Genomic DNA, 22354 nt, shown 5'->3' with positions numbered 1-22354 from the left:
CTTGGCATGGCGCGAGGATCAGCGCGGATCGTCTTCGGAAAGACGTGACGCCACGACCATACGACGTGGTGCCAAACGACCTTGATCATCCACCTCACCGACACCGATAAAGCAGCGTGACTCACCGACGGTGATGCGCACCATACCCTGCGGCGGCAGGCCCGGCGTCTGAACCGCCTGACCGAGCTGCACGTAACCCGCAACCAGCTCGGACAGGTTCACCTCCGGCAGATGCGCGGCGGCCGTATCCATCGGCAGCAACAGCGGGTCGAGCAACGTACGCGGCGCGATCCCCTGCGCTTCAGCCTGCGCCAGCAACGCCTGCAACTGCTCCAGCGTCACCATGCGCTCGCTCGGATAACCAGAGACTTGCAGACGACGCAACACAATGACATGGGCCCCACACCCCAACACCTCACCCAAATCATCGATGATGGTGCGAATGTAGGTTCCCTTGGAGCAGTGGATCTCCAGCTCCAGCTCATCCCCTTCCCAGCGGATAAAGCGCAACTCATATACGGTGATGTCACGCGCTTCACGCGGTACGGCGATCCCTTGGCGAGCATACTCATACAATGGCCGCCCCTGGTACTTGAGGGCCGAGTACATCGACGGCACCTGGCGTCCTGCGCCACGGAATCCCGCTAACGCCTGCGCCAACGCTGCCTCGTCGAACGTCACAGGACGCTCGCTCACCACCTGACCGTCGGCGTCAGAGGTGTCGGTACGCTGCCCTAGGCGGGCAACCACCCGATAGCGCTTATCCGCATCCAGCAAGAACTGGGAGAATTTGGTCGCCTCGCCTAAGCAGATGGGCAACATGCCCGTGGCGAGCGGATCCAACGCACCGGTATGACCCGCCTTATTGGCGTTATAGATGCGCTTCACTTTTTGCAGCACATCGTTCGAGGACATCCCCTGCCCTTTATCTAACAGCAGAACGGCGTTGATATCACGGCCGCGACGACGAGGTCGGGACATTACGCCTCCTCGTCACGATCGGCCGCCGTCCGACGCGCCTCATCGTCTTTCACCACGTTACTCACCAGATTGGACATCCGCATCCCTTCGACCAGGGAGGAGTCGTAGGAAAAGGTCAATTCCGGTACGACGCGCAGGCGCATCGCCTTACCCAGCAACATGCGAATAAAGCCTGAGGCATCCTGCAACGCCTTCAGACCCGCCTTCACCGCCTCCGGCTCGCCATCGTTCAAGAAGGTGACGAAGACTTTGGCATAGGCCAGATCGCGTGAAACCTCGACGCCGGAAACCGTCGCCATGCCAACACGCGGATCTTTGACCTCACGTTGCAGGATAATGGCGATCTCTTTCTGCATTTCCTGTGCGACGCGCTGAGTACGGCTAAATTCTCTTGCCATGATCGTTTCTCCAGACAAACAGGGGGGCCTGAGCCCCCCGATTAGCTTTATGCTGTGCTAACGCTTACTCGCCGCCCCGACAAGGGCGGCGCGACTGAATCAGTCGATAGAGCGTTTCACTTCGATGGTCTCGAACACTTCGATCACGTCACCCGGACGGACGTCGTTGTAGTTCTTCACACCGATACCACATTCCATACCGTTACGGACTTCGTTGACGTCATCTTTGAAGCGACGCAGGGACTCCAGTTCGCCTTCGTAGATCACCACGTTTTCGCGCAGGACACGGATCGGGCTGTGACGCTTGACCACACCCTCGGTGACCATACAGCCAGCGATGGCGCCAAACTTCGGAGACTTGAACACATCGCGGACTTCGGCCAGGCCGATGATTTCCTGCTTGTATTCCGGCGCCAACATGCCGCTCATCGCCTGTTTAACTTCGTCGATCAGATCATAGATGACGGAGTAATAACGCAGATCCAAGTTTTCCGCTTCCACCACGCGACGCGCAGAGGCATCGGCACGGACGTTGAAGCCTAACAGGATGGCATTGGATGCCGCGGCCAGCGTGGCGTCGGTTTCGGTAATACCGCCTACGCCAGAGCCGACGATCTTCACCTTCACTTCATCGGTGGAGAGCTTACGCAGAGAGTCGGCAATCGCTTCGACAGAACCCTGAACGTCGGCCTTCAGCACGATGTTCAGTTCGGAGACTTCGCCCTCGACCATGTTGGAGAACATATTCTCCAGCTTGGCCTTCTGCTGACGTGCCAGTTTGACTTCGCGGAACTTGCCCTGACGATACAGCGCCACTTCACGCGCTTTCTTCTCGTCACGCACCACCGTCGCCTCATCCCCCGCCGCCGGCACACCGGACATACCGAGGATCTCGACAGGGATGGACGGACCGGCTTCCGTGATCTCACGGCCCAGCTCGTCACGCATGGCACGCACGCGGCCATACTCGAAGCCACACAGCACGATGTCGCCCTTGTGCAGCGTACCTTCACGTACCAGCACCGTCGCCACCGGGCCACGGCCCTTGTCCAGGAAGGATTCAATCACTACGCCGCTGGCCATGCCATTACGCACCGCTTTCAGCTCCAGCACTTCGGACTGCAGCAAGATGGCGTCCAGTAGCTCGTCGATACCGGTCCCTGCTTTCGCGGAAACATGGACGAACTGGGCTTCACCGCCCCACTCTTCCGGCATGACGCCATACTGGGACAGTTCGTTCTTCACACGATCCGGATCAGCTTCTGGCTTATCGATCTTGTTCACCGCCACGACCAACGGAACACCGGCCGCCTTGGCATGCTGAATCGCCTCGATGGTCTGCGGCATCACGCCGTCATCGGCCGCCACCACCAGAACCACGATATCGGTCGCCTGAGCACCACGTGCACGCATCGCGGTAAACGCGGCGTGCCCCGGCGTATCCAGGAAGGTGATCATGCCGTTATCGGTCTGAACATGATACGCACCGATATGCTGGGTGATCCCGCCCGCTTCGCCCGCCGCTACCTTGGTAGAGCGGATGTAGTCCAGCAGTGAGGTTTTACCGTGGTCAACGTGACCCATGATGGTCACGACCGGCGCACGCGGCTCTGCGGCAGCACCGGTATCACGATCGTTCATGACCGCCTCTTCCAGCTCGTTTTCACGGCGCAGGATCACCTTGTGACCCATCTCTTCCGCGACCAGCTGAGCGGTCTCTTGGTCGATGACTTGGTTAATGGTCGCCATCGCGCCCATCTTCATCATCGCCTTAATGACCTGGGAGCCTTTCACCGCCATCTTATTAGCCAGTTCGGCCACGGTGATGGTTTCGCCGATCACCACGTCACGGTTAACGGCCTGAGCCGGCTTGGTAAAGCCCTGCTGCAATGTACTCGGCTTACGCTTACCACCTTTGCCGCCGCGGTTGACCGCACGGGCCTCTTCACGATCGGCCTTAGATTCGGACAGCTTGCTGCCTTTCTTCTGCTTGGCCGCTTTGCCACCGCGACCGCGGGCACGGCGATCGCCTTCAACCTGGCGATCGTTCTCATCTTCCGCTTCGCGAGCGTGGTGAGAGGTGGTCACGTGGTAATCGCTGCTATCTTCTTCGCTGGCGTTTTCGGTCCACTTGCCTTCGTTGGCTTCGGCCATACGGCGGGCTTCTTCAGCCACCTTACGGGCGTCTTCTTCCAGCTTACGGCGCGCTTCTTCTTCTGCCTTGCGTTTCAGTTCAGCGGCTTCAGCTTCGCGCTTGGCCTTTTCCGCCTGCGCAGCTTTAGTTTTTTCGTCGGTATGTTGGTTGGTCACTTTTTCTTTTTCCGCTGCTTCACGCTTAGCTTTTTCAGCGGCCTCACGTTTGGCTTGTTCTTCTTGTTGACGCTTGGCCTGCTCTGCGGCTTCGCGCTTGGCCTGTTCGGCCACCTCGCGCTGAGCCTGCTCTTCAGCCTCGCGTTTCGCCTGTTCTTCCGCTTCGCGCTTCGCCTGAGCCTCGGCTTCCGCCTGGAGGGCCGCAGCGTCGGTCTTCACATAAGTGCGCTTCTTGCGGACTTCAATCTGCACTGACTTACTCTTACCGCCGGTGCCTGGGACACTCAGCGTGCTACGCGTCTTACGTTGTAGCGTCAGTTTACCGGAAGATCCACCGTGCTCACGATTTAAATGAGCCAGCAGCGCTTCACGTTCCTGGGGGCTCACAGAGTCGTCGGGTGATTTGTTAATACCTGCATCAGCCAGTTGCTGTACCAGGCGCTCAACCGAAGTTTGGATCTCTGCTGCCAGTGATTTTACCGTTACTTCTGCCATGCTGTTCCTTCCTGCTACAGTTCATTATTCACTATCGCCAAACCAACAGATATTACGCGCCGCCATGATCAGCTCACCCGCTGACTCATGGTTCAAGCCTTCAATATCGGTCAGGTCATCGACGCCCTGCTCGGCAAGATCTTCCAGCGTGCACACTCCGCGTGCGGCCAGTTTAAAGGCGACGCTACGCTCCATGCCCGGCAAATTGAGCAAATCGTCCGCCGGTTTGTTGTCGCCCAGGCTCTCTTCCTGCGCCAGCGCCAGCGTCGTCAGTGCATTCTTGGCACGGGTACGCAGTGCTTCGACGCTCTCTTCATCCAGGCCATCGATCGCCAGCAGTTCACGCTCCGGTACGTAAGCCAGCTCTTCCAGCGTGGAGAAGCCTTCTTCGACCAGCAGGGTAGCGAACTCTTCATCGATATCCAGATGCTTGGTAAAGGTATCAATGGCGGCGTGAGCCTCAGCCTGATGTTTGGCCTGCAGATCCTCCGCCGTCATCACGTTCAGCTCCCAGCCGCTCAGCTGAGACGCCAGACGGACGTTCTGACCGTTACGGCCGATAGCCTGAGCCAGGTTGGAGGCCTCTACGGCAATATCCATGGTGTGCTTGTCTTCATCGACCACGATGGAGGCGACATCCGCCGGTGCCATCGCGTTGATGACGAACTGTGCCGGGTTATCGTCCCACAGCACGATATCGATACGTTCACCGCCCAGTTCGCTAGAGACCGCCTGCACGCGTGCACCACGCATGCCGACACAGGCACCGACCGGATCGATACGCTTGTCATTGGTCTTCACGGCAATCTTGGCACGAGAGCCCGGATCGCGAGCGGCGCCCTTGATTTCGATCACCTCTTCGCCGATCTCCGGCACTTCGATGCGGAACAGCTCGATCAGCATCTCCGGACGGGAACGGGTGACGAACAACTGTGCGCCACGCGCTTCTGGACGCACCGCGTACAGCACGCCACGGATACGGTCGCCCGGACGGAAGTTTTCGCGCGGCAACATGTCTTCACGGCCAATCACCGCTTCGGCGTTGTTGCCCAGATCCAGCGAAATGCTGTCACGGTTAACTTTCTTCACCACCCCGGTGACGATTTCACCTTCGTGCTCGCGGAAGGCATCCACGACCATCGCCCGCTCGGCCTCACGCACTTTCTGCACGATAACCTGCTTAGCGGTCTGGGTAGTGATACGGTCGAAGGTGACAGATTCGATCTGATCTTCAACATAGTCGCCCAGATCAAACGCCGGATCTTCGAAGCGTGCTGCTTCCAGCGTAATTTCACGGGTCGGTTGGGTCACTTCCTCGACGATCAGCCAGCGACGGAAAGTATCGAAGTCGCCAGATTTACGATCGATGGCAACGCGCACATCGATTTCTTGCTCATATTTTTTCTTGGTAGCCGTAGCCAGCGCGGTTTCCAGCGCCTCAAAAATCTTCTCGCGCGGCAGCGCCTTTTCGTTGGAAACGGCCTCCACAACAGCCAGAATCTCTTTATTCATCCTAGTTGCCTCATCCGAACGTTAAAAGTGGGGTACCAGGTTCGCTTTCTGGACATTGCTCAGCGCGAACACTTCATCTTTGCCATCAACCGTGACCGTAATCATCTCGCCGTCTACCGCCTTGATGACACCCTGCCACTTGCGACGATTCTGCATCGCCATCCGCAATACCAGCGTCACTTCCTCATTCAGAAAACGGGTGTAATGTTCGGCGGTAAACAACGGGCGATCCATCCCCGGCGAGGAGACTTCCAGGTTATAGGCGACTGAAATCGGATCCTCTACGTCAAGAACGGCGCTGACCTGGTGGCTAACATCAGCACAATCATCAACAGTGATACCTTCTTCACTATCGATATAGATTCGCAGCGTTGAATGGCGGCCACGGATGAACTCAATCCCGACCAGCTCGAAGCCCAGGGCTTCGACCGGCGCCGTAATCATCTCTGTTAATTTTTGCTCTAATGTGGACAAGCCCACCCCCAAGACATAAAAAAAGGGCCTTATAGCCCAGTGATTCTGTTGTCAGATAACAAAAAACCCCGAATAATCGGGGCTTTATGCAACTGGACCCTATATACCGCCAAGCGGGATTCGAAGCCAGTCTCGCAAGTATATTTTTCAAATGATACTTCGCGGCCCGAGGCTCTGCGTTAACAGTATATTTGAAAATAGATACTGAAGGAAATTGGTTGCGGGGGCCGGATTTGAACCGACGACCTTCGGGTTATGAGCCCGACGAGCTACCAGGCTGCTCCACCCCGCGTCCGAATCGTGGCGAATTCTACTCTAACAGCGTAGAAAAAACAACATATCTAGGATTGGTACCGAGGACGGGACTTGAACCCGTAAGCCCTATTGGGCACTACCACCTCAAGGTAGCGTGTCTACCAATTCCACCACCTCGGCATTTAGGTACCATGACGCCAGACGCATCATGGCAAAACTCACTGCGGGAACGATCAGTTCGGGATATCGCTGCTCGGCGTAGCCGGTGCGGCCGGTTTAGCCGGCTGTTCAGTCTTTACAGGCTGACCCAGGTTGTCCCACTCACTGCCTTGCTTATTCTGATGACCGCTCAGGTTGCCCAACACCAGGCTCAGCACGAAAAACAGCGTCGCCAGGATGCCCGTCGTACGGGTCATAAAGTTGCCGCTACCGCTGGAACCAAACAGCGTCGCCGAGGCGCCTGCGCCGAATGAAGCGCCCATGTCAGCACCTTTACCCTGCTGCAACATGATCAGGGCGATCAACGCCACAGAGATCAGCAGGAAAATTACCAAAAGAGCTTCATACATAGTCGTACCTGATTCCTTGCGGCCCATCCGCAGTCAAAAGCTTCCATCGAACCCATGGATAAAACATCCACTGAAGCGGGTGTGAATACTACCCAATGCCGTTAGAGGGCGCAAGGGTAAATTTTCCTCGCCGATGCGATTGGCGGAAAAAGCGGCAAAAGGTGCGCCTGATGCCGTTTTTTCCGCCACAGGTCGTCAGCCGACCGCCTTCACCGCCGCCGCGATGCTCTCGGCTAAACGCGTCACCTGCGCCAGCTCCTCGCCCTCGACCATCACGCGGATCAACGGCTCGGTGCCAGACTTACGCAGCAATACCCGCCCCCGACCGGCCAGTTGTTGTTCAACCTCGACACAGGCCTGTTGCACCGCGGCATCCTGCAAGGGATCGTTTTGCCCGGCAAAGCGCACATTGACTAACACCTGCGGCAGCAGGGTCATACCGCTGCACAGATCCGCCAGACTCATGTGATTGCGCGCCATCGCCGCCAACACTTGCAGGCCCGCGACGATACCATCCCCGGTCGTCGTCTGATCCAGAATGATAACATGGCCGGAATTCTCCGCGCCCATGCGCCATCCCTTCTCTTGCAGGGTCTCCAACACATAACGGTCGCCCACCTTGGCCCGCGCAAAGGGGATACCCAGCTGTTTCAATGCCAGTTCCAATCCCATGTTGCTCATCAAGGTGCCCACCACGCCGCCATGCAATTTACCCTGGCGCAGCGCCTCGCGCGCCACGATATACAGGATCTGATCGCCGTCGACCTTGTTACCCTGATGATCGACCATGATCAGACGATCACCGTCACCGTCAAAGGCCATCCCTAAATCCGCCTGCTCGGCGACGACACGCGCCTGCAGGGCACGGACATCCGTCGCCCCGCACTCTTTATTGATGTTCATCCCGTCCGGCGAGGTGCCGATGGTGATCACCTCCGCTCCCAGCTCACGCAGCACATTCGGTGCAATGTGGTAGGTCGCACCGTTGGCGCAGTCGGCGACGATCTTCAATCCGTTCAGGCTCAAGGCGTTCGGGAAGGTGCTCTTACAGAATTCAATGTAACGACCGGCCGCATCTACGATACGACTGGCCTTACCCAACTCCGCCGATTCGACACAGGTCAGCGGCTTCTCTAACTCGGCCTCGATCGCCGCCTCGACCTCGTCCGGCAACTTGGTACCGTCGATGGAGAAGAACTTAATCCCATTATCATAGTAAGGGTTATGGGAGGCGGAGATGACGATGCCTGCCTCGGCGCGGAAGGTACGCGTCAGGTAGGCGATGGCTGGCGTCGGCATCGGCCCGGTGAAGGCGGCCGAGAGACCGGCCGCCGCCAGCCCTGCCTCAAGCGCCGACTCCAGCATATAACCGGAGATACGCGTATCTTTACCGATGATGATCTTGCGTGAGCCATGACGCGCTAAGACCTTGCCTGCCGCCCAACCCAACTTGAGCACAAAGTCAGGAGTTATCGGATTACTGCCCACCTTGCCACGAATGCCATCGGTACCAAAATATTTACGTTCACTCATTTGCTTTTATTCCTTCGCTGAAAGTGTGGCTTCCACCACGCGCATGGCGTCGACGGTCTCACGCACATCGTGCACACGGATAATCTGCGCTCCCTGCATCGCGGCAATCACGGCGCACGCGACGCTGCCGGCAATCCGCTGGGACGGAGGCACATTCAATAATTGCCCGATCATCGACTTGCGGGACATCCCCACTAAGAGTGGCAAACCGTGGTGGTGAAAGTGCGCCAGGTGAGCCAGAAGGCGGTAATTATGCGTCAAGTTCTTGCCGAAGCCAAAACCGGGATCGAGGATCAGGCGTTCGCGCGCGATCCCCCCGGCCACGCAGCGCGCGATCTGAGCCGTAAGGTAGGCGTCAACTTCCGCCACCACGTCGTCATACTGTGGGCTCTGTTGCATGCTCTTCGGCTCCCCCTGCATATGCATCAGGCAGACCGGTAGCCCACTCTCGGCCGCCGCCGCCAAGGCTCCCGGCTCACTCAGCGAACGGATGTCATTGATCATGTCGGCTCCCGCGGCGCTACAAGCGCGGATCACGGCGGCCTTCGAGGTGTCAACGGAAACCCAAACTTCGAAGCGCTGCGTCAACGCCTCGACGACCGGCACCACCCGCGCCAGCTCCTCCTCCGTACTCACCTCGGCGGCACCGGGACGCGTCGACTCACCGCCGACATCGATAATGGTGGCGCCCGCCATGATCATCGACTCGGCGTGGCGCAATGCGGCATCCAACACATTATGACGCCCACCGTCGGAGAAGGAGTCGGGGGTAACATTCAAGATCCCCATCACCTGGGGATAATTGAGATTGAGGGTAAGATCGCGAGACCTGAGCAGCATCGGCAGCACCTGTGGCAAAGAAAAATCAGAGAGGATATTGGAACGCAAAAAAAAACCCCGGGCAAGCCGGGGTTGTTGCGTAGCGGTATGCGGAATTACTTCTCGCCACCGTTATGTTGATCGCGATCGTCGTCGCTGCGTACCGTGCTGTTATCTTCCGCGGGCGTCGTCGGCTCTGCCGGGGCCGCCGTCGGCTGAGGTTGTGCCTGCGCTGCAGGTTGCTGAGCCTGAGCCTGGCGGTTAGCCTGCTCATCCAACCAGCCTGCCGGTGGGCGAACCTCACGGCGCGCCATCAGATCATCGACCTGCGGTGCATCGATGGTCTCATACTTCATCAACGCATCCTTCATGGCATGCATGATATCCATATTATCGACCAGCAACTGCCGAGCACGTTGGTAGTTACGTTCGATCAGCGCCTTGACCTCTTGGTCGATGATACGCGCCGTCTCGTCGGACATGTGCTTGCTCTTAGCGACAGAGCGGCCGAGGAAGACCTCGCCCTCCTCTTCGGCATACAGCAACGGCCCCAACTTCTCGGAGAAGCCCCACTGAGTCACCATGTTACGGGCAATGGTGGTCGCCTGCTTGATATCCTGTGATGCCCCGGTAGAGACATTCTCGGTACCGTAAATCAGCTCTTCGGCCAGACGACCGCCGTAGGCGACAGAGATCATGCTTTCCAGCTTCTGACGGCTGTAGCTGATGGAGTCACCCTGCGGCAGGAAGAAGGTCACGCCCAACGCACGGCCGCGCGGAATAATCGTCACCTTATGCACCGGATCATGCTCCGGGACCAAACGACCGATGATCGCATGCCCGGCTTCATGGTAGGCCGTTGACTCTTTTTGCGCCTCGGTCATCACCATGGAACGGCGCTCAGCCCCCATCATGATCTTATCTTTGGCCTTTTCGAACTCGACCATCGAGACGACACGCTTGTTGTTACGTGCAGCGAACAACGCCGCCTCGTTAACCAGGTTAGCCAGATCGGCACCGGAGAAGCCCGGCGTACCACGCGCGATCACCGAAGCATCGATATCCGTTGCCAACGGGACTCGGCGCATATGCACCTTCAGGATCTGCTCACGACCACGCACATCCGGCAAACCAACCACGACCTGACGGTCGAAACGACCGGGACGCAGCAGCGCCGGGTCCAGCACGTCTGGACGGTTAGTGGCGGCGATAACGATGATGCCTTCATTGCCTTCGAAGCCATCCATCTCGACCAGCATCTGGTTCAGGGTCTGCTCACGTTCATCGTGACCGCCGCCCAAACCTGCGCCACGCTGACGGCCCACGGCATCGATCTCATCGATAAAGATGATGCACGGTGCCGCCTTCTTAGCCTGCTCGAACATGTCACGTACACGAGAGGCACCGACGCCGACAAACATCTCGACAAAGTCAGAACCAGAAATCGTGAAAAAGGGTACCTTCGCCTCACCGGCGATCGCCTTGGCCAGCAAGGTCTTACCGGTCCCCGGCGGCCCCACCATCAGGATACCTTTGGGGATCTTGCCGCCTAACTTCTGGAAACGGCTCGGATCACGCAGGTACTCTACCAACTCGCCGACCTCTTCTTTGGCCTCATCGCAACCGGCCACATCGGCAAAGGTGGTTTTGATCTGATCTTCCGTCAACATGCGCGCCTTACTCTTACCGAACGACATGGCGCCTTTCCCGCCGCCGCCCTGCATTTGGCGCATAAAGAAGATCCAGACACCGATCAGCAACAGCATCGGGAACCAAGAGATAAAGATCGACGTCAGCAGGCTCGGCTCTTCCGGCGGCTCACCGATCACTTTTACATTCTTGGTTAACAGAGAATCCAACAGTTTCGGATCATTAATCGGAATGTAGGTGGTATAACGATTACCATCCTTCTTGGTAACGTTGATCGCACGCCCATCAATGCTGACCTGGCGCACCTGATCCTGGTTAACCTCGGTCAGGAACGTCGAGTAGTCCACCCTGCGGCTATTTGATTCGCTGGGCCCAAAGCTCTGGAAAACCGACATCAGCACTACCGCGATGACCAGCCAGAGAATTAGGTTTTTCGCCATGTCACTCAAGGGATTAACCTCTTTTTACAACTGTGTTAACAAACAGCGTTAGGGTACTACAGTTTCCGCCCTGTCGCTACGATGTACACTTCGCGCGAACGCGCACGCGAAGCTTCAGGCTTACGAATCTTCACCTTCGTAAACAGGGAGCGGATCTGGCCCAGATACTCGTCAAATCCCTCTCCCTGAAAGACCTTCACCACAAAACTACCACCGGGTGCCAGAACATCTTTGGCCATTTCCAACGCCAATTCAACCAGATACATGGCACGCGGAATATCTACGGAAGGGGTGCCGCTCATATTGGGTGCCATATCAGACATCACCACCTGCACCTTGGCATCACCCACTCGCTCCATCAGCGCCGCCAGCACCAATTCATCACGAAAATCGCCCTGGAGGAAATCGACGCCAACGATAGGATCCATAGGTAAAAGATCGCACGCAATCACCCGACCTTTATCGCCGATTTGTGTGACCACATACTGTGACCATCCCCCGGGCGCGGCGCCCAAATCCACCACGGTCATACCCGGCCGAAAGATCTTATCTGTCCCCTGGATCTCGTCCAGTTTAAACCAGGCACGCGAACGTAGCCCCTTTTTCTGTGCTTGTTGCACATATTTATCGCTAAAATGTTCCTGTAACCAGCGACTCGAACTGGCTGAACGTTTTTTACCCATCTTTAATACTCACTAAATTACAGGTTCATCTGCTTTGAAAACACCACAACGGCGCAAGACCGATTTGGTGATAATGCTGAGATGGCGCTAGAATGTACCGTTTTCAATCCCAACCTAAGCAAAAAAGACGATGAATCTGACTAACAAGCAAAAACAGCACCTGAAAAGCTTGGCCCATTCGCTGAAGCCTGTTGTGCAACTCGGCGCGAACGGCCTTACTGAAGGGGTGCTCGCAGAAATTGAACAGGCGCTGGCGCACCATGAGCTGATCAAGGTGAAGATCGCCGCTGAAGAGCGCGAAACCAAAACCCTGATCGCCGACGCCATCGTCCGTGAAACCGGTGCGTGTAACGTGCAACTGATCGGTAACGTCTTGGTGATTTACCGCCCAAGCGAAGAGCGTAAGATCAGTTTACCGCGTTAATCTCTTTTCGTATAAAGAAAAGATATAACACAGAAAGCCGTGCTTTCTCAGCATATAGCAAAGGCCGCAACGCGGCCTTTTCCTATCTTTACACTGGGCGCCGTTCCGCGATGCCACACAGCGTCACGTCACACGCGAGCAAGGCTTAGAGGTACTCGACCTTCAGGATTTCGTATTCGACCTCGCCACCCGGCGTTTTGATCGTCACAACCTCACCCTCTTCCTTCCCGATCAAGCCACGTGCGATCGGTGAATTGACTGAAATCAGATTGTGTTTGAAGTCCGCCTCATCATCACCCACGATGCGATAGGTTTGCTGATCTTCCGTATCCACGTTTTCCACGCTAACGGTCGCACCGAAGATCACCCGCCCATTGTTTGGCATCTTAGTGACATCGATCACCTGCGCATTGGAGAGTTTCGCCTCGATCTCCTGAATACGCCCTTCACAAAACCCTTGCTGTTCACGTGCCGCGTGATACTCCGCATTCTCTTTCAGATCGCCGTGCTCGCGTGCCTCTGCGATCGCCGCAATGATCTGCGGACGGCGAGTCCCTTTCAAAAAATCTAACTCTTCACGCAGTTTCTCTGCACCGCGCAACGTCATCGGAATCTGATTCATTGTTTTAGTCACCTCGAAATCTGCTTTACCGGCGCCCGCCTCCGGCGGTCTTATCCCCCACCGTTCGGCTCGACGCCACACAAAATAAACCTGGCCAGAAACAAGATCCCGGTCAGGCACAATTCTGTCTTTTGCCGGCCATTCTAGCCTAGAGTCGGCGAAGTATCATCGTTTACTTTGACCCGCATTGCGCCTTAGTATGGCAGGCACGTTACACATCACCCTCAACTATCGGCTTCCTTGGGACTATGCGATTTTCACGATTACTGAGCGGACTGGCCTGTATGCTGGCGTTTAGCAGCCAAGCGACTCCAGTGCAGGACTATACCCAATACCTGCCCGATGGCACGAATCTGGCGCTGCTGGTGCAAAAAGTCGGCGCCACGACGCCGGCCATCGATTATCACGGGCAACAGATGGCATTGCCGGCCAGTACCCAGAAGGTGATTACCGGCTTGGTCGCCTTGCTGCAACTGGGGCCAGACTTCCGCTTCACCACCACGTTCGAGAGTCGGGGGCAAATCAGCGACGGCACCCTTAACGGCGATCTGGTCGTCCGTTTCGATGGCGATCCGACCCTACGCCGCCAACAGATCCGCAATATGGTCGCCGCCCTCAAGAAACAGGGAGTTGAGCGGATCCGGGGCGATATCTTTATCGATACCTCGGTGTTTGCGAGTCACGATAAGGCACCGGGTTGGCCGTGGAACGACCTGACCCAATGCTTTAGCGCGCCGCCCGCCGCCGCCATCGTCGATCGGAACTGCTTCTCCGTCTCGCTCTATAGCGCGCCGAAGGCGGGCGAGCGGGCGTTTATCCGCGTCGCCTCCTACTACCCGGTCCACATGTTCAGCGAGGTCAAAACCCTCGCGCGTGGCTCCGCCGAGGCGCAGTATTGCGAGCTGGATGTCGTCCCCGGGGAGCTGAACCGTTATACCCTGACCGGCTGCCTGACCCAGCGCGCCGACCCGCTACCGTTAGCCTTCGCCGTACAGGATGGCGCGGCCTATGCCGGTGCAATCGTCAAGGCAGAGTTGCAACAAGCTAACATCGATATCAGCGGCCATCTACGGCGCGAAACCCAGGTGACGCCGCAGGGGACCATCCTGGCACAAACCCAGTCGGCTCCGCTGCATGATCTGCTGCGCATCATGCTAAAAAAATCGGACAACATGATTGCCGATACCGTCTTCCGCACCATCGGTCACAGCTATTTCGGCGTGCCGGGAACCTGGCGGGCCGGATCGGATGCGGTGCGTCAAATCTTACGCAAGAAGGCAGGGATCAATCTGGGCAACTCCGTCGTGGTCGACGGGTCGGGCCTGTCACGCCATAACCTGATTTCCCCAGCCACCATGATGGAAGTCCTGCAATACATTGCGCAAAATGATAACCAACTAAACTTCATCAGCATGCTGCCACTGGCCGGCTACGATGGCACGCTGCAATACCGTGGCGGGCTGCATGAGGCGGGTGTGGATGGCAAGGTGTCGGCTAAGACCGGATCGTTGCAGGGGGTCTATAACCTCGCTGGCTTTATCACCACCGCCAGTGGCCAACGTATGGCCTTCGTTCAGTATCTGTCGGGCTATGCCGTCCCTCCCCAAGATCAACGTACCCGCCGTCAGCCACTGGTGCGCTTCGAGAGTCGACTATACCGTGACATCTACCGTAATAACTGACGGAGCCGTATGAAGATCCTGATCGTCGAAGACGACACGCTGATCCAGCAAGGGTTGGCGCAAGCGATGGGGCGAGAAAACTATGCCTGCGACTGCGCCGGCAGCGCCGCCGAGGCCAACGGGCTATTGCAGAGCGGGCAATACAGCTTGATTATCCTCGATCTCGGACTACCCGATATGGATGGCGGCAGTGCGCTACGTCAGTGGCGCCGCGATGGGATTGCTACCCCGGTCTTAATCCTAACGGCGCGTGATACCGTCGGTGAACGGGTCGCAGGATTGGATGCCGGTGCCGATGACTACCTGGTTAAACCTTTCGCCCTGGCCGAGCTGCTGGCACGTACACGTGCCCTGATCCGCCGGATGCAAGGGCTGTGCGACAATATCCTCCAGGTCGATAACATTCGCCTCGATCTCTCCAACCATCAGGTCAGCTGTGATAACCAAGCCTTGGAGGTTACCCCCAAGGAGTTCACTATCCTAGCCCGCCTGATGACCCGCGCGGGACAAACCATCAGCCGTGAGGTTTTACAGCAAGATCTCTACTCCTGGCAGGACGAGCTCAGCTCCAATTCGCTGGAAGTACATATCCATAATCTACGGCGTAAGCTGGGGCGCGAACGGATCAAGACTCTGCGTGGGGTCGGCTATCGGCTGGAAAAGGCACCATGATCAGCATGCGGCGCAATCTGCTCATCATGTTGGCGCTGATCTTATTGATCACTCAGCTCGTCAGCGCATTATGGCTCTGGCACGAGAGCCGAGAGCAAATCAGTTTTCTGGTTAATGAAACCCTCAGCGCTAAGGCGCGTAATGCCCATGTCGACAAGGAGATCCGAGAGGCCATCGCGGCCCTACTGATCCCCTCGCTGGTGATGATGAGCATCACTCTGCTGGTCTCGGCACTGGCCGTCAGTTGGATCGTACGCCCGCTCAATCAGCTCCAGGCGCGTCTGGAGAAACGCTCGCCCAGCAACCTGACGCCCATCGACATCGACAGCAAGATGGTCGAAATCACTTCCGTTACCCGAACGCTCAACCATCTGTTCGCCCGCTTACAGCATACTCTGCGTCAGGAACGCCTCTTTACCGCAGATGCGGCCCACGAGCTGCGTACCCCATTAGCGGGTATACGCCTGCACTTGGAGTTGATGGAGCAGAATGGCGTCGCGCAGGCCGCGATGCTGGTGCAGCGCATCGATCAGCTGATGGCGACGGTAGAACAGCTGTTGATGCTGTCCCGTACGGGGCAAGACTTCGCTGGCGGCCACTATCCACGCTTAGATCTGATCGCCGACGTGATTCGGCCACAACAACACGCATTGCGGGAAATGCTCGCCCAACGCCGCCAGCGCTTGGTGCTGGAGATCCCCCCCCAGTTACCGATGCATGGCGATGCGATGCTATTGAGCCTCATGCTGCGCAACCTCGTGGAAAACGCCCATCGCTACAGCCCCGAACAGAGCGATATCGTGCTGCGGGTCGCCAGCGATCCCAGTGGGCGCGACTGCACCCTCCAGGTGATCGACGGCGGACCGGGGATCGACGAGTCACGCGCCAATGAACTCACCGAACCCTTCCACCGTTTGGATCGCCGCTTTGGCGGCAGCGGCTTAGGGCTGCATATCGTGGTACGCGTACTCCAGCTCCATAAGGGGCAACTCAGCTTACGTAATAATCGTCCCGGACCAGGACTCAATGCTCGTTGCCAACTACCACGCACCTTACAGGACTATTAGGCGACTCAACTCGCCATCACGCCACAGAGGCGCTCAGTCGGCCCCAGAGGGCGCCTCAACGCACCAGCCAAAATGACACAGGGCCGCCAGATGGCGACCCTGTCGGTAGGATGGTGGCGTATTAACGCTGGTAAATGATCTCGACGCCTTCGTCGTCGTCCTCATCCCAATCGTCATCCTCCTCTTCCCACTCGCTCTCGGCCTGTTCCAGCTGCTCACGATGGTAGTCATCCCACATGAACTCGGCTTTCTTGGCCTTCTCTTTCTCTTCGTCGGCCTCGGCCTCACGCGGGTGCGCCTCCAGGAAGTTCATCACATCCCAGCACAGGGCATTCACCCCTTCGCGGTTGGCTGCCGAAATCAGATAGTGCTCGCCTTCCCAGCCCAGCGCATCGGCGATAGCCTGAGCGCGCGCCTTCGCCTCCTCCGGTGTCAGCAGGTCAGCCTTATTGAACACCAGCCAGCGCGGCTTCTGAGACAGCTTCTCGCTGTACTTCTCCAGCTCACCGATGATCACGCGAGCGTTTTCGACCGGATCGGACTCGTCGATCGGCGCGATATCGATCAGGTGCAACAACACGCGGCAGCGCTCCAAGTGGCGCAGGAAACGGATACCCAGACCGGCCCCTTCGGAAGCCCCTTCGATCAGCCCCGGGATATCCGCGACGACGAAGCTCTTCTCGCTATCCATGCGCACCACGCCTAGACTCGGTACCAAGGTCGTGAACGGATAGTCGGCGACCTTGGGCTTCGCGGCAGAGACGGCGCGAATGAAGGTCGATTTACCGGCGTTCGGCAGCCCCAGCATGCCGACATCCGCCAGCAGCAACAGCTCCAGATTCAGATCGCGCTTGTCCCCCGGCGTACCATTGGTCTTCTGGCGCGGCGTACGGTTGACCGATGACTTGAAGCGGGTGTTGCCCAAGCCATGCCAGCCTCCCTTGCCGACCAACAGCTTCTGCTGATGGCGCGTCATGTCGCCCAATACTTCGCCAGTATCGACATCGGTCACACGAGTACCGACCGGCACCTTGATCGTCACATCCTGGCCACGCTTCCCGGTGCAGTCACGACTCTGGCCATTCTGGCCGCGCTCGGCGCGGAAGGACTTCTCAAAACGATAGTCGATCAGGGTGTTCAGGTTCTCATCGGCCAGCAGGTATACGTCACCGCCGTCACCACCGTCACCGCCATCCGGACCCCCTTTAGGGATATATTTCTCGCGACGGAAGCTGACGCAGCCATTGCCACCATCACCTGCTTCGATGTGGATCACGGCTTCATCTACAAATTTCATCTACTGTCTCCGTAAATCAGTGACCGAACCGCCCGCTGGCAGCCCGGTTTATCTGCGTTGGCGCGGCCACCAACGGTGACCTATCGCAGAAAACATGGCTCCGGCCACCACCACGACGGCGCCGATATAGCCCACCGCATTCAGCGAGGGCGCCATAAAAGTCGCTGGCCAGAGTAGCGCCAGAATGTCAGAAAACATCAGTGTAAACAGTGGAGTAAGCGTCACTATCGCCCCCACTTTCGCCACTTGCCAGCGCACCATCGCCTCGGCCAATGCGCCATAGCCAACCAGCGTGTTAACCCCGCAAAATAACAAACAGGCCAGTTGCCAGGTACTCAGTCGGTAAATCTGCTCGGGATGCGCCAATGGCCATAGGCAGATTGCACATAAAGCATACAACAGCCACAGGATCTGCTGCGAGGCCAGGCGACGCAATAGTATCTTCTGCGCGATGCCATAGCAGACCCAGACCCCGGCGGCGGCCATGCCAAGCAGCACGCCAAGGGTATAATCCGTCAGCCGAGTCAGAATCTCTGCCAGGCTGGTATTAAAGAATAAGATCAACCCAGCGATCAGCAAGGCGGCCCCGACGGCCTGCGCCGGTCGCATCCGCTCTTTCAGCACCAGTACGCTGGCAAACATCAAGCCGACCGGGGAAAGCTGCCCGATCACCTGCGAAGTGGTCGGGCTCAGATACTGTAACGAGGTGCTGAACAGAATAAAGTTGCCCAGCAACCCTGCCGTAGCGACCGTGAGCCATAATAACCAACGCCGCTGACGTAGCGAGGCTAACGGTGGCAGTTGACCGCGTAACCACAGCACACCACCCAGCCCGATGGCGGCCATGGTGAAGCGGTACCAGACAATGGTCTCGGGGGCCATATCAGGTAAAACCTGCTTCATGGCGATCGGCAACGCCCCCCAGAAAACAGCGGTGGTCAATGCCAACGCGATGCCTAAGGCCGCACTCTGCTTATTCTCCATGACCATCCCTGCCACCGTCTGTCTTTATAACGCAAAAAAGCCCCGCAAAGTATTGCGGGGCCTTACATCTTTCAGGACGCGAAAAACTTATTCAGCAACGATGCTGATAAATTTACGGTTTTTCGGGCCTTTAACTTCGAACTTAACTTTACCGTCAGCCAAAGCGAACAGAGTGTGGTCACGACCGCAACCAACGTTGTTACCAGCGTGGAACTTGGTACCGCGCTGACGAACGATGATGCTGCCTGCCAGAACTGATTCACCGCCAAAACGTTTTACGCCCAGGCGTTTGCTTTCGGAATCGCGACCGTTGCGACTGGAGCCGCCAGCCTTTTTATGTGCCATTAATCCGCTCTCCTAAAATTAAGCGCTGATACCAGTGATCTTCACATCAGTGAACCACTGACGGTGACCCTGCTGTTTACGATGATGCTTACGGCGACGGAACTTGACGATCTTCACCTTCTCGCCACGACCGTGAGCAACGACTTCAGCCTTAACTTTACCGCCAGCAACAAAAGGAACGCCAATCTTGATGTCTTCGCCGTTAGCGACCATCAAAATCTGGTCAAACTCAACAGTTTCACCAGTTGCGATGTCCAGCTTTTCCAAGCGAACGGTTTGACCTTCGCTTACTCGGTGTTGTTTACCACCACTTTGGAAAACCGCGTACATATAAAACTCCGCATTTCCGCACGCATGGCTCGTTGTCCAATACGCGCTATAAATATTCACAATAGGGCGCGAATTCTACGCAAAAATCATTCAGAAGACAAGGGTAGAATCAGGGGAAAAGAAGAAAAAAAACACAGTTCCCTCCCCGCCGTTTATCTAAATCATTTTTCAAGTACAATCATACTATAGTTGGCTGCCCATGGCAGCTTGGCAAAGGCTGCCACCTGGCGGGACATCCATACACAGTTGATATAAAACAATGAATTTAGAAAAAATTACTGAGTTAACCGCGCAGGATATGGCGGATGTTAACGCAAAAATTCTTCACCAGTTAAACTCGGACGTCACGCTCATCAACCAGCTTGGCTATTACATCATCAGCGGCGGCGGCAAGCGGATCCGTCCGATGATCGCGGTACTGGCGGCGCGTGCGCTCCACTACCAGGGGGATCGCCATGTTACCATCGCCGCCCTCATCGAATTCATCCATACCGCGACACTCCTGCACGATGATGTCGTCGATGAATCGGATATGCGACGGGGTAAAGCCACCGCTAACGCCGCCTTCGGTAATGCCGCCAGCGTATTGGTCGGCGACTTCATCTACACCCGAGCCTTTCAGATGATGACCAGCCTGCAATCACTACGCATCCTAGAGCTGATGTCCGCCGCGACCAATGTCATCGCCGAAGGCGAAGTCATGCAGCTGATGAACGTTAACGATCCGGATATCAGCGAAGAGAATTACATGCAGGTGATCTACAGCAAGACCGCTCGCCTGTTCGAAGCCGCCGCCCAATGCTCCGCTATCTTGGCTGGCGCCGATACACATCAGGAGCTCGCGCTACAGGATTATGGGCGCTATCTCGGTACCGCATTCCAACTGATCGATGATCTGCTCGATTACGATGCCGATGGGGCTACGCTCGGGAAGAATACCGGTGATGATCTCAACGAGGGCAAGCCGACACTGCCGCTATTGCATGCCATGCGTCACGGCTCTCCCGAGCGATCCGCCATGATCCGTCAGGCGATCGAGCAGGGCAATGGTCGCCATCTGCTGGATCCGGTGCTGGAGACCATGCAACAGGTGGGTTCACTGGACTATACCCGCCGTCGTGCCGAAGAAGAGGCAGACAAGGCCATCGCGGCATTAGCCGTGCTCGACGACTCTCCCTATAAGCAGGCATTGATCGGTCTCGCCAACTTATCCGTCAATAGAACATTCTAAAAAATTTCCAAAAAATGCACAGGCGCCCTTCGGCGCCTTTCTTTTTTCATGCTGCTCTGTATACAAAATCACAATTCTATCTTTCCATTAACTGCATAAGTTAGAAATTAATTGAAAAGAAATCGTGGTTTTTAGATAGTGATAGTGCGTTTTTCAAACGCCGATACCATGAAGGTATGTCCAGTGATAAGGAAACCACCGATGAAAAAAACAATTCCGGAAGATTGGCACCCCGCCGAAATCATCGCCGCTCTGCATAAACGCAAACTGACGCTCACCCAAGTGTCACGCAATGCTGGCCTCTCCAGCTCCACCCTCGCCAACGCGTTGACGCGCGCCTGGCCCAAAGGTGAATGGTTGATCGCCGATGCGCTAGAAATCCATCCCAGCAAGATCTGGCCTAGCCGTTACTACGATCCCGTCACACACGAGCTGCTCGATCGTAAGAGCCTGATCCGCGATGCGCTGAGCAAACGAAAAACGTAATCCTCGACATAAAAAAACCGCAGGCGATGCCTGCGGTTTCGTCGCTGCATAAGTCCGATTTACTTATTGATAAAGTCTTCGCCTAACGCGATATCCTTACGCAACACATCCAACATGCTCTCCAACGCATGCTGTTCGAAGGCGCTCAGCGTACCGATGCTCAGGCGCTGTACCAAGCCCTCTTTACCCAGCAACAACGGCTGAGCGAAGAAACGGGCATACTCACCCTCACTCTCAACATAGCCGCATTCGACCACATTCTCGTCGCCCTGCATGGCGCGGACCAGGGAGAGCGCAAAACGTGCCGCCGCCTGACCCATCGCCAGCGTCGCCGATCCGCCACCGGCCTTGGCTTCCACGACTTCGGTGCCCGCGTTCTGAATACGCTTCGTCAGATCGGTCACTTCTTGCTCAGTGAGACTGACGCCCGGGATCTGAGACAGCAGCGGCAGAATGGTCACGCCGGAATGCCCGCCAATCACAGGAATATCGAGGGTCGCCGGATCCAGGTTCTTCAATTCGCCGACGAAGGTGTTAGAGCGAATGATATCCAGCGTGGTCACGCCGAATAGCTTACTCGGGTTGTAGACACCCGCCTTCTTCAATACTTCTGCCGCAATCGGCACCATGGTATTCACCGGGTTGGTGATGATACCGATACAGGCGTTCGGACAGGCGCGCGCCACCTGACTGATCAGATTACGAATAATGCCAGCATTAACGTTGAACAGATCGGAACGGTCCATCCCCGGTTTACGTGCCACACCAGCAGAGATCAAGACGATATCCGCCCCTTCCAGGGCAGGAGAGGCATCCTCACCACCGAAACCGCGCACCTTGACTGCCGTCGGAATATGGCTCAAATCGACAGCAACGCCCGGCGTTACCGACGCGATATCATAGAGAGAGAGTTCTGAACCTGAAGGCAGCTGTGTCTTAAGCAGAAGAGCGAGCGCCTGGCCAATGCCACCCGCCGCGCCGAGAACCGCAACTTTCATTCTATACTCCTTGTTACTATTTAAATGGAGAATGCCGTGAATGCACTGCTTAGCACCTTAGTTGATCACTCTATAAAAAACAATCTGTTAACACTCA

Annotated in this window: 22 protein-coding genes and 2 tRNA genes; 6 read left to right on the top strand and 18 right to left on the bottom strand. The window is 56.8% G+C overall.

Annotated features, from left to right (window positions below; genetic code table 11):
* Window positions 1–18 precede the first annotated feature (18 nt).
* The 12 genes from truB to rlmE all read right to left on the bottom strand — a co-directional run bounded on the left by truB (window position 19) and on the right by rlmE (window position 12119).
* On the bottom strand, window positions 19–981 hold the full coding sequence (truB, locus tag ACEQFP_RS14475) for a tRNA pseudouridine(55) synthase TruB (RefSeq protein WP_005281356.1): 963 nt from the start codon (window positions 979–981) through the stop codon (window positions 19–21).
* Window positions 981–1379: a 30S ribosome-binding factor RbfA gene (gene rbfA, locus ACEQFP_RS14470; protein WP_005281352.1), complete on the bottom strand. Its 399-nt coding sequence runs from the start codon at window positions 1377–1379 to the stop codon at window positions 981–983. Before rbfA ends, truB begins: the two co-directional genes overlap by 1 nt.
* A 99-nt stretch (window positions 1380–1478) precedes the next feature.
* Complete coding sequence (infB, locus tag ACEQFP_RS14465) at window positions 1479–4184, bottom strand: translation initiation factor IF-2 (RefSeq protein ID WP_005281348.1); 2706 nt, start codon at window positions 4182–4184, stop codon at window positions 1479–1481.
* A 24-nt stretch (window positions 4185–4208) separates the two neighbouring features.
* On the bottom strand, window positions 4209–5696 hold the full coding sequence (gene nusA, locus ACEQFP_RS14460; protein ID WP_035597096.1) for a transcription termination factor NusA: 1488 nt from the start codon (window positions 5694–5696) through the stop codon (window positions 4209–4211).
* A gap of 21 nt (window positions 5697–5717) precedes the next feature.
* Entirely contained in the window at window positions 5718–6170 is a 453-nt protein-coding gene (rimP, locus tag ACEQFP_RS14455) for a ribosome maturation factor RimP (protein ID WP_005295942.1), read from the bottom strand.
* A 215-nt stretch (window positions 6171–6385) separates the two neighbouring features.
* Window positions 6386–6462, bottom strand: a tRNA-Met gene (locus ACEQFP_RS14450).
* Window positions 6463–6518: 56 nt separating this feature from the next.
* Window positions 6519–6605, bottom strand: a tRNA-Leu gene (locus tag ACEQFP_RS14445).
* 53 nt (window positions 6606–6658) lie between these two features.
* The gene (gene secG / locus ACEQFP_RS14440; RefSeq protein WP_005295945.1) at window positions 6659–6994 is read right to left on the bottom strand and encodes a preprotein translocase subunit SecG; all 336 of its coding nucleotides are present in this window, start codon (window positions 6992–6994) and stop codon (window positions 6659–6661) included.
* A gap of 195 nt (window positions 6995–7189) precedes the next feature.
* Window positions 7190–8527: a phosphoglucosamine mutase gene (gene glmM, locus ACEQFP_RS14435; RefSeq protein WP_005281333.1), complete on the bottom strand. Its 1338-nt coding sequence runs from the start codon at window positions 8525–8527 to the stop codon at window positions 7190–7192.
* A 6-nt stretch (window positions 8528–8533) separates the two neighbouring features.
* On the bottom strand, window positions 8534–9367 hold the full coding sequence (gene folP / locus ACEQFP_RS14430) for a dihydropteroate synthase (protein ID WP_035600553.1): 834 nt from the start codon (window positions 9365–9367) through the stop codon (window positions 8534–8536).
* Between the two features lie 95 nt (window positions 9368–9462).
* Window positions 9463–11436, bottom strand: coding sequence for an ATP-dependent zinc metalloprotease FtsH (gene ftsH, locus ACEQFP_RS14425; protein ID WP_005281327.1), 1974 nt, complete (start codon window positions 11434–11436; stop codon window positions 9463–9465).
* Window positions 11437–11492: 56 nt separating this feature from the next.
* Entirely contained in the window at window positions 11493–12119 is a 627-nt protein-coding gene (gene rlmE / locus ACEQFP_RS14420; protein ID WP_005281325.1) for a 23S rRNA (uridine(2552)-2'-O)-methyltransferase RlmE, read from the bottom strand.
* A gap of 130 nt (window positions 12120–12249) precedes the next feature.
* On the opposite strand from rlmE, the gene yhbY reads away from it, so the two are divergent.
* A complete protein-coding gene (yhbY, locus tag ACEQFP_RS14415) occupies window positions 12250–12543 on the top strand; it encodes a ribosome assembly RNA-binding protein YhbY (protein WP_005281323.1) in 294 nt (97 codons plus the stop codon).
* 145 nt (window positions 12544–12688) lie between these two features.
* On the opposite strand, the gene greA is transcribed toward yhbY, so the two are convergent.
* Window positions 12689–13165 (bottom strand): transcription elongation factor GreA, encoded by a 477-nt coding sequence (gene greA / locus ACEQFP_RS14410; RefSeq protein ID WP_005295955.1) that lies wholly within the window; start codon window positions 13163–13165, stop codon window positions 12689–12691.
* Between the two features lie 248 nt (window positions 13166–13413).
* Here greA and dacB point away from each other — a divergent pair, with 248 nt between their 5' ends.
* The 3 genes from dacB to pmrB are packed head-to-tail and all read left to right on the top strand — an operon-like array spanning window position 13414 to window position 16586.
* Window positions 13414–14847, top strand: a complete 1434-nt coding sequence (gene dacB / locus ACEQFP_RS14405; RefSeq protein ID WP_035600550.1) for a serine-type D-Ala-D-Ala carboxypeptidase — start codon at window positions 13414–13416, stop codon at window positions 14845–14847.
* A 9-nt stretch (window positions 14848–14856) separates the two neighbouring features.
* Window positions 14857–15519, top strand: coding sequence for a two-component system response regulator PmrA (pmrA, locus tag ACEQFP_RS14400; protein ID WP_035607253.1), 663 nt, complete (start codon window positions 14857–14859; stop codon window positions 15517–15519).
* Window positions 15516–16586 carry a two-component system sensor histidine kinase PmrB gene (gene pmrB, locus ACEQFP_RS14395; RefSeq protein ID WP_005281313.1) on the top strand — a complete coding sequence of 357 codons (1071 nt, stop codon included), beginning with the start codon at window positions 15516–15518 and terminating at the stop codon, window positions 16584–16586. The genes pmrA and pmrB overlap by 4 nt, the downstream gene beginning before the upstream one ends.
* 121 nt (window positions 16587–16707) lie before the next feature.
* On the opposite strand, the gene cgtA is transcribed toward pmrB, so the two are convergent.
* The 4 genes from cgtA to rplU all read right to left on the bottom strand — a co-directional run bounded on the left by cgtA (window position 16708) and on the right by rplU (window position 19542).
* Complete coding sequence (gene cgtA, locus ACEQFP_RS14390) at window positions 16708–17883, bottom strand: Obg family GTPase CgtA (protein WP_005281310.1); 1176 nt, start codon at window positions 17881–17883, stop codon at window positions 16708–16710.
* 48 nt (window positions 17884–17931) lie between these two features.
* Window positions 17932–18867, bottom strand: coding sequence for a DMT family transporter (locus tag ACEQFP_RS14385; protein ID WP_035594156.1), 936 nt, complete (start codon window positions 18865–18867; stop codon window positions 17932–17934).
* An 87-nt stretch (window positions 18868–18954) separates the two neighbouring features.
* Window positions 18955–19212 carry a 50S ribosomal protein L27 gene (rpmA, locus tag ACEQFP_RS14380; protein ID WP_005281305.1) on the bottom strand — a complete coding sequence of 86 codons (258 nt, stop codon included), beginning with the start codon at window positions 19210–19212 and terminating at the stop codon, window positions 18955–18957.
* An 18-nt stretch (window positions 19213–19230) separates the two neighbouring features.
* Window positions 19231–19542: a 50S ribosomal protein L21 gene (gene rplU / locus ACEQFP_RS14375; RefSeq protein ID WP_005281302.1), complete on the bottom strand. Its 312-nt coding sequence runs from the start codon at window positions 19540–19542 to the stop codon at window positions 19231–19233.
* 259 nt (window positions 19543–19801) lie between these two features.
* Here rplU and ispB point away from each other — a divergent pair, with 259 nt between their 5' ends.
* Both ispB and ACEQFP_RS14365 read left to right on the top strand, forming a co-directional pair.
* The gene (gene ispB, locus ACEQFP_RS14370) at window positions 19802–20773 is read left to right on the top strand and encodes an octaprenyl diphosphate synthase (protein ID WP_005281299.1); all 972 of its coding nucleotides are present in this window, start codon (window positions 19802–19804) and stop codon (window positions 20771–20773) included.
* Between the two features lie 201 nt (window positions 20774–20974).
* Entirely contained in the window at window positions 20975–21259 is a 285-nt protein-coding gene (locus ACEQFP_RS14365; RefSeq protein WP_370547003.1) for a helix-turn-helix domain-containing protein, read from the top strand.
* Between the two features lie 59 nt (window positions 21260–21318).
* Here the strand turns inward: ACEQFP_RS14365 and mdh are convergent, their stop codons facing one another.
* Window positions 21319–22257 carry a malate dehydrogenase gene (mdh, locus tag ACEQFP_RS14360; RefSeq protein ID WP_005281293.1) on the bottom strand — a complete coding sequence of 313 codons (939 nt, stop codon included), beginning with the start codon at window positions 22255–22257 and terminating at the stop codon, window positions 21319–21321.
* Window positions 22258–22354 lie beyond the last annotated feature (97 nt).

It is taken from the genome of Edwardsiella sp. A.80236, from assembly GCF_044540725.1.
Taxonomy (GTDB): Bacteria; Pseudomonadota; Gammaproteobacteria; order Enterobacterales; family Enterobacteriaceae; genus Edwardsiella; species Edwardsiella tarda.
Note: the sequence above shows the minus strand (reverse complement) of the source record. Positions and strands in the feature narration are given on the sequence as shown.

Coding starts and splice junctions, on each gene's coding strand:
- pmrA (WP_035607253.1), top strand. CDS start 14,857: ATGAAGATCCTGATCGTCGAAGACGACACGCTGATCCAGCAAGGGTTG.
- rplU (WP_005281302.1), bottom strand. CDS start 19,542: ATGTACGCGGTTTTCCAAAGTGGTGGTAAACAACACCGAGTAAGCGAA.
- ispB (WP_005281299.1), top strand. CDS start 19,802: ATGAATTTAGAAAAAATTACTGAGTTAACCGCGCAGGATATGGCGGAT.
- ACEQFP_RS14385 (WP_035594156.1), bottom strand. CDS start 18,867: ATGGAGAATAAGCAGAGTGCGGCCTTAGGCATCGCGTTGGCATTGACC.
- nusA (WP_035597096.1), bottom strand. CDS start 5,696: ATGAATAAAGAGATTCTGGCTGTTGTGGAGGCCGTTTCCAACGAAAAG.
- rlmE (WP_005281325.1), bottom strand. CDS start 12,119: ATGGGTAAAAAACGTTCAGCCAGTTCGAGTCGCTGGTTACAGGAACAT.
- pmrB (WP_005281313.1), top strand. CDS start 15,516: ATGATCAGCATGCGGCGCAATCTGCTCATCATGTTGGCGCTGATCTTA.
- truB (WP_005281356.1), bottom strand. CDS start 981: ATGTCCCGACCTCGTCGTCGCGGCCGTGATATCAACGCCGTTCTGCTG.
- dacB (WP_035600550.1), top strand. CDS start 13,414: ATGCGATTTTCACGATTACTGAGCGGACTGGCCTGTATGCTGGCGTTT.
- ACEQFP_RS14365 (WP_370547003.1), top strand. CDS start 20,975: ATGAAAAAAACAATTCCGGAAGATTGGCACCCCGCCGAAATCATCGCC.
- secG (WP_005295945.1), bottom strand. CDS start 6,994: ATGTATGAAGCTCTTTTGGTAATTTTCCTGCTGATCTCTGTGGCGTTG.
- mdh (WP_005281293.1), bottom strand. CDS start 22,257: ATGAAAGTTGCGGTTCTCGGCGCGGCGGGTGGCATTGGCCAGGCGCTC.
- cgtA (WP_005281310.1), bottom strand. CDS start 17,883: ATGAAATTTGTAGATGAAGCCGTGATCCACATCGAAGCAGGTGATGGT.
- folP (WP_035600553.1), bottom strand. CDS start 9,367: ATGCTGCTCAGGTCTCGCGATCTTACCCTCAATCTCAATTATCCCCAG.
- greA (WP_005295955.1), bottom strand. CDS start 13,165: ATGAATCAGATTCCGATGACGTTGCGCGGTGCAGAGAAACTGCGTGAA.
- infB (WP_005281348.1), bottom strand. CDS start 4,184: ATGGCAGAAGTAACGGTAAAATCACTGGCAGCAGAGATCCAAACTTCG.
- rpmA (WP_005281305.1), bottom strand. CDS start 19,212: ATGGCACATAAAAAGGCTGGCGGCTCCAGTCGCAACGGTCGCGATTCC.
- rbfA (WP_005281352.1), bottom strand. CDS start 1,379: ATGGCAAGAGAATTTAGCCGTACTCAGCGCGTCGCACAGGAAATGCAG.
- glmM (WP_005281333.1), bottom strand. CDS start 8,527: ATGAGTGAACGTAAATATTTTGGTACCGATGGCATTCGTGGCAAGGTG.
- yhbY (WP_005281323.1), top strand. CDS start 12,250: ATGAATCTGACTAACAAGCAAAAACAGCACCTGAAAAGCTTGGCCCAT.
- ftsH (WP_005281327.1), bottom strand. CDS start 11,436: ATGGCGAAAAACCTAATTCTCTGGCTGGTCATCGCGGTAGTGCTGATG.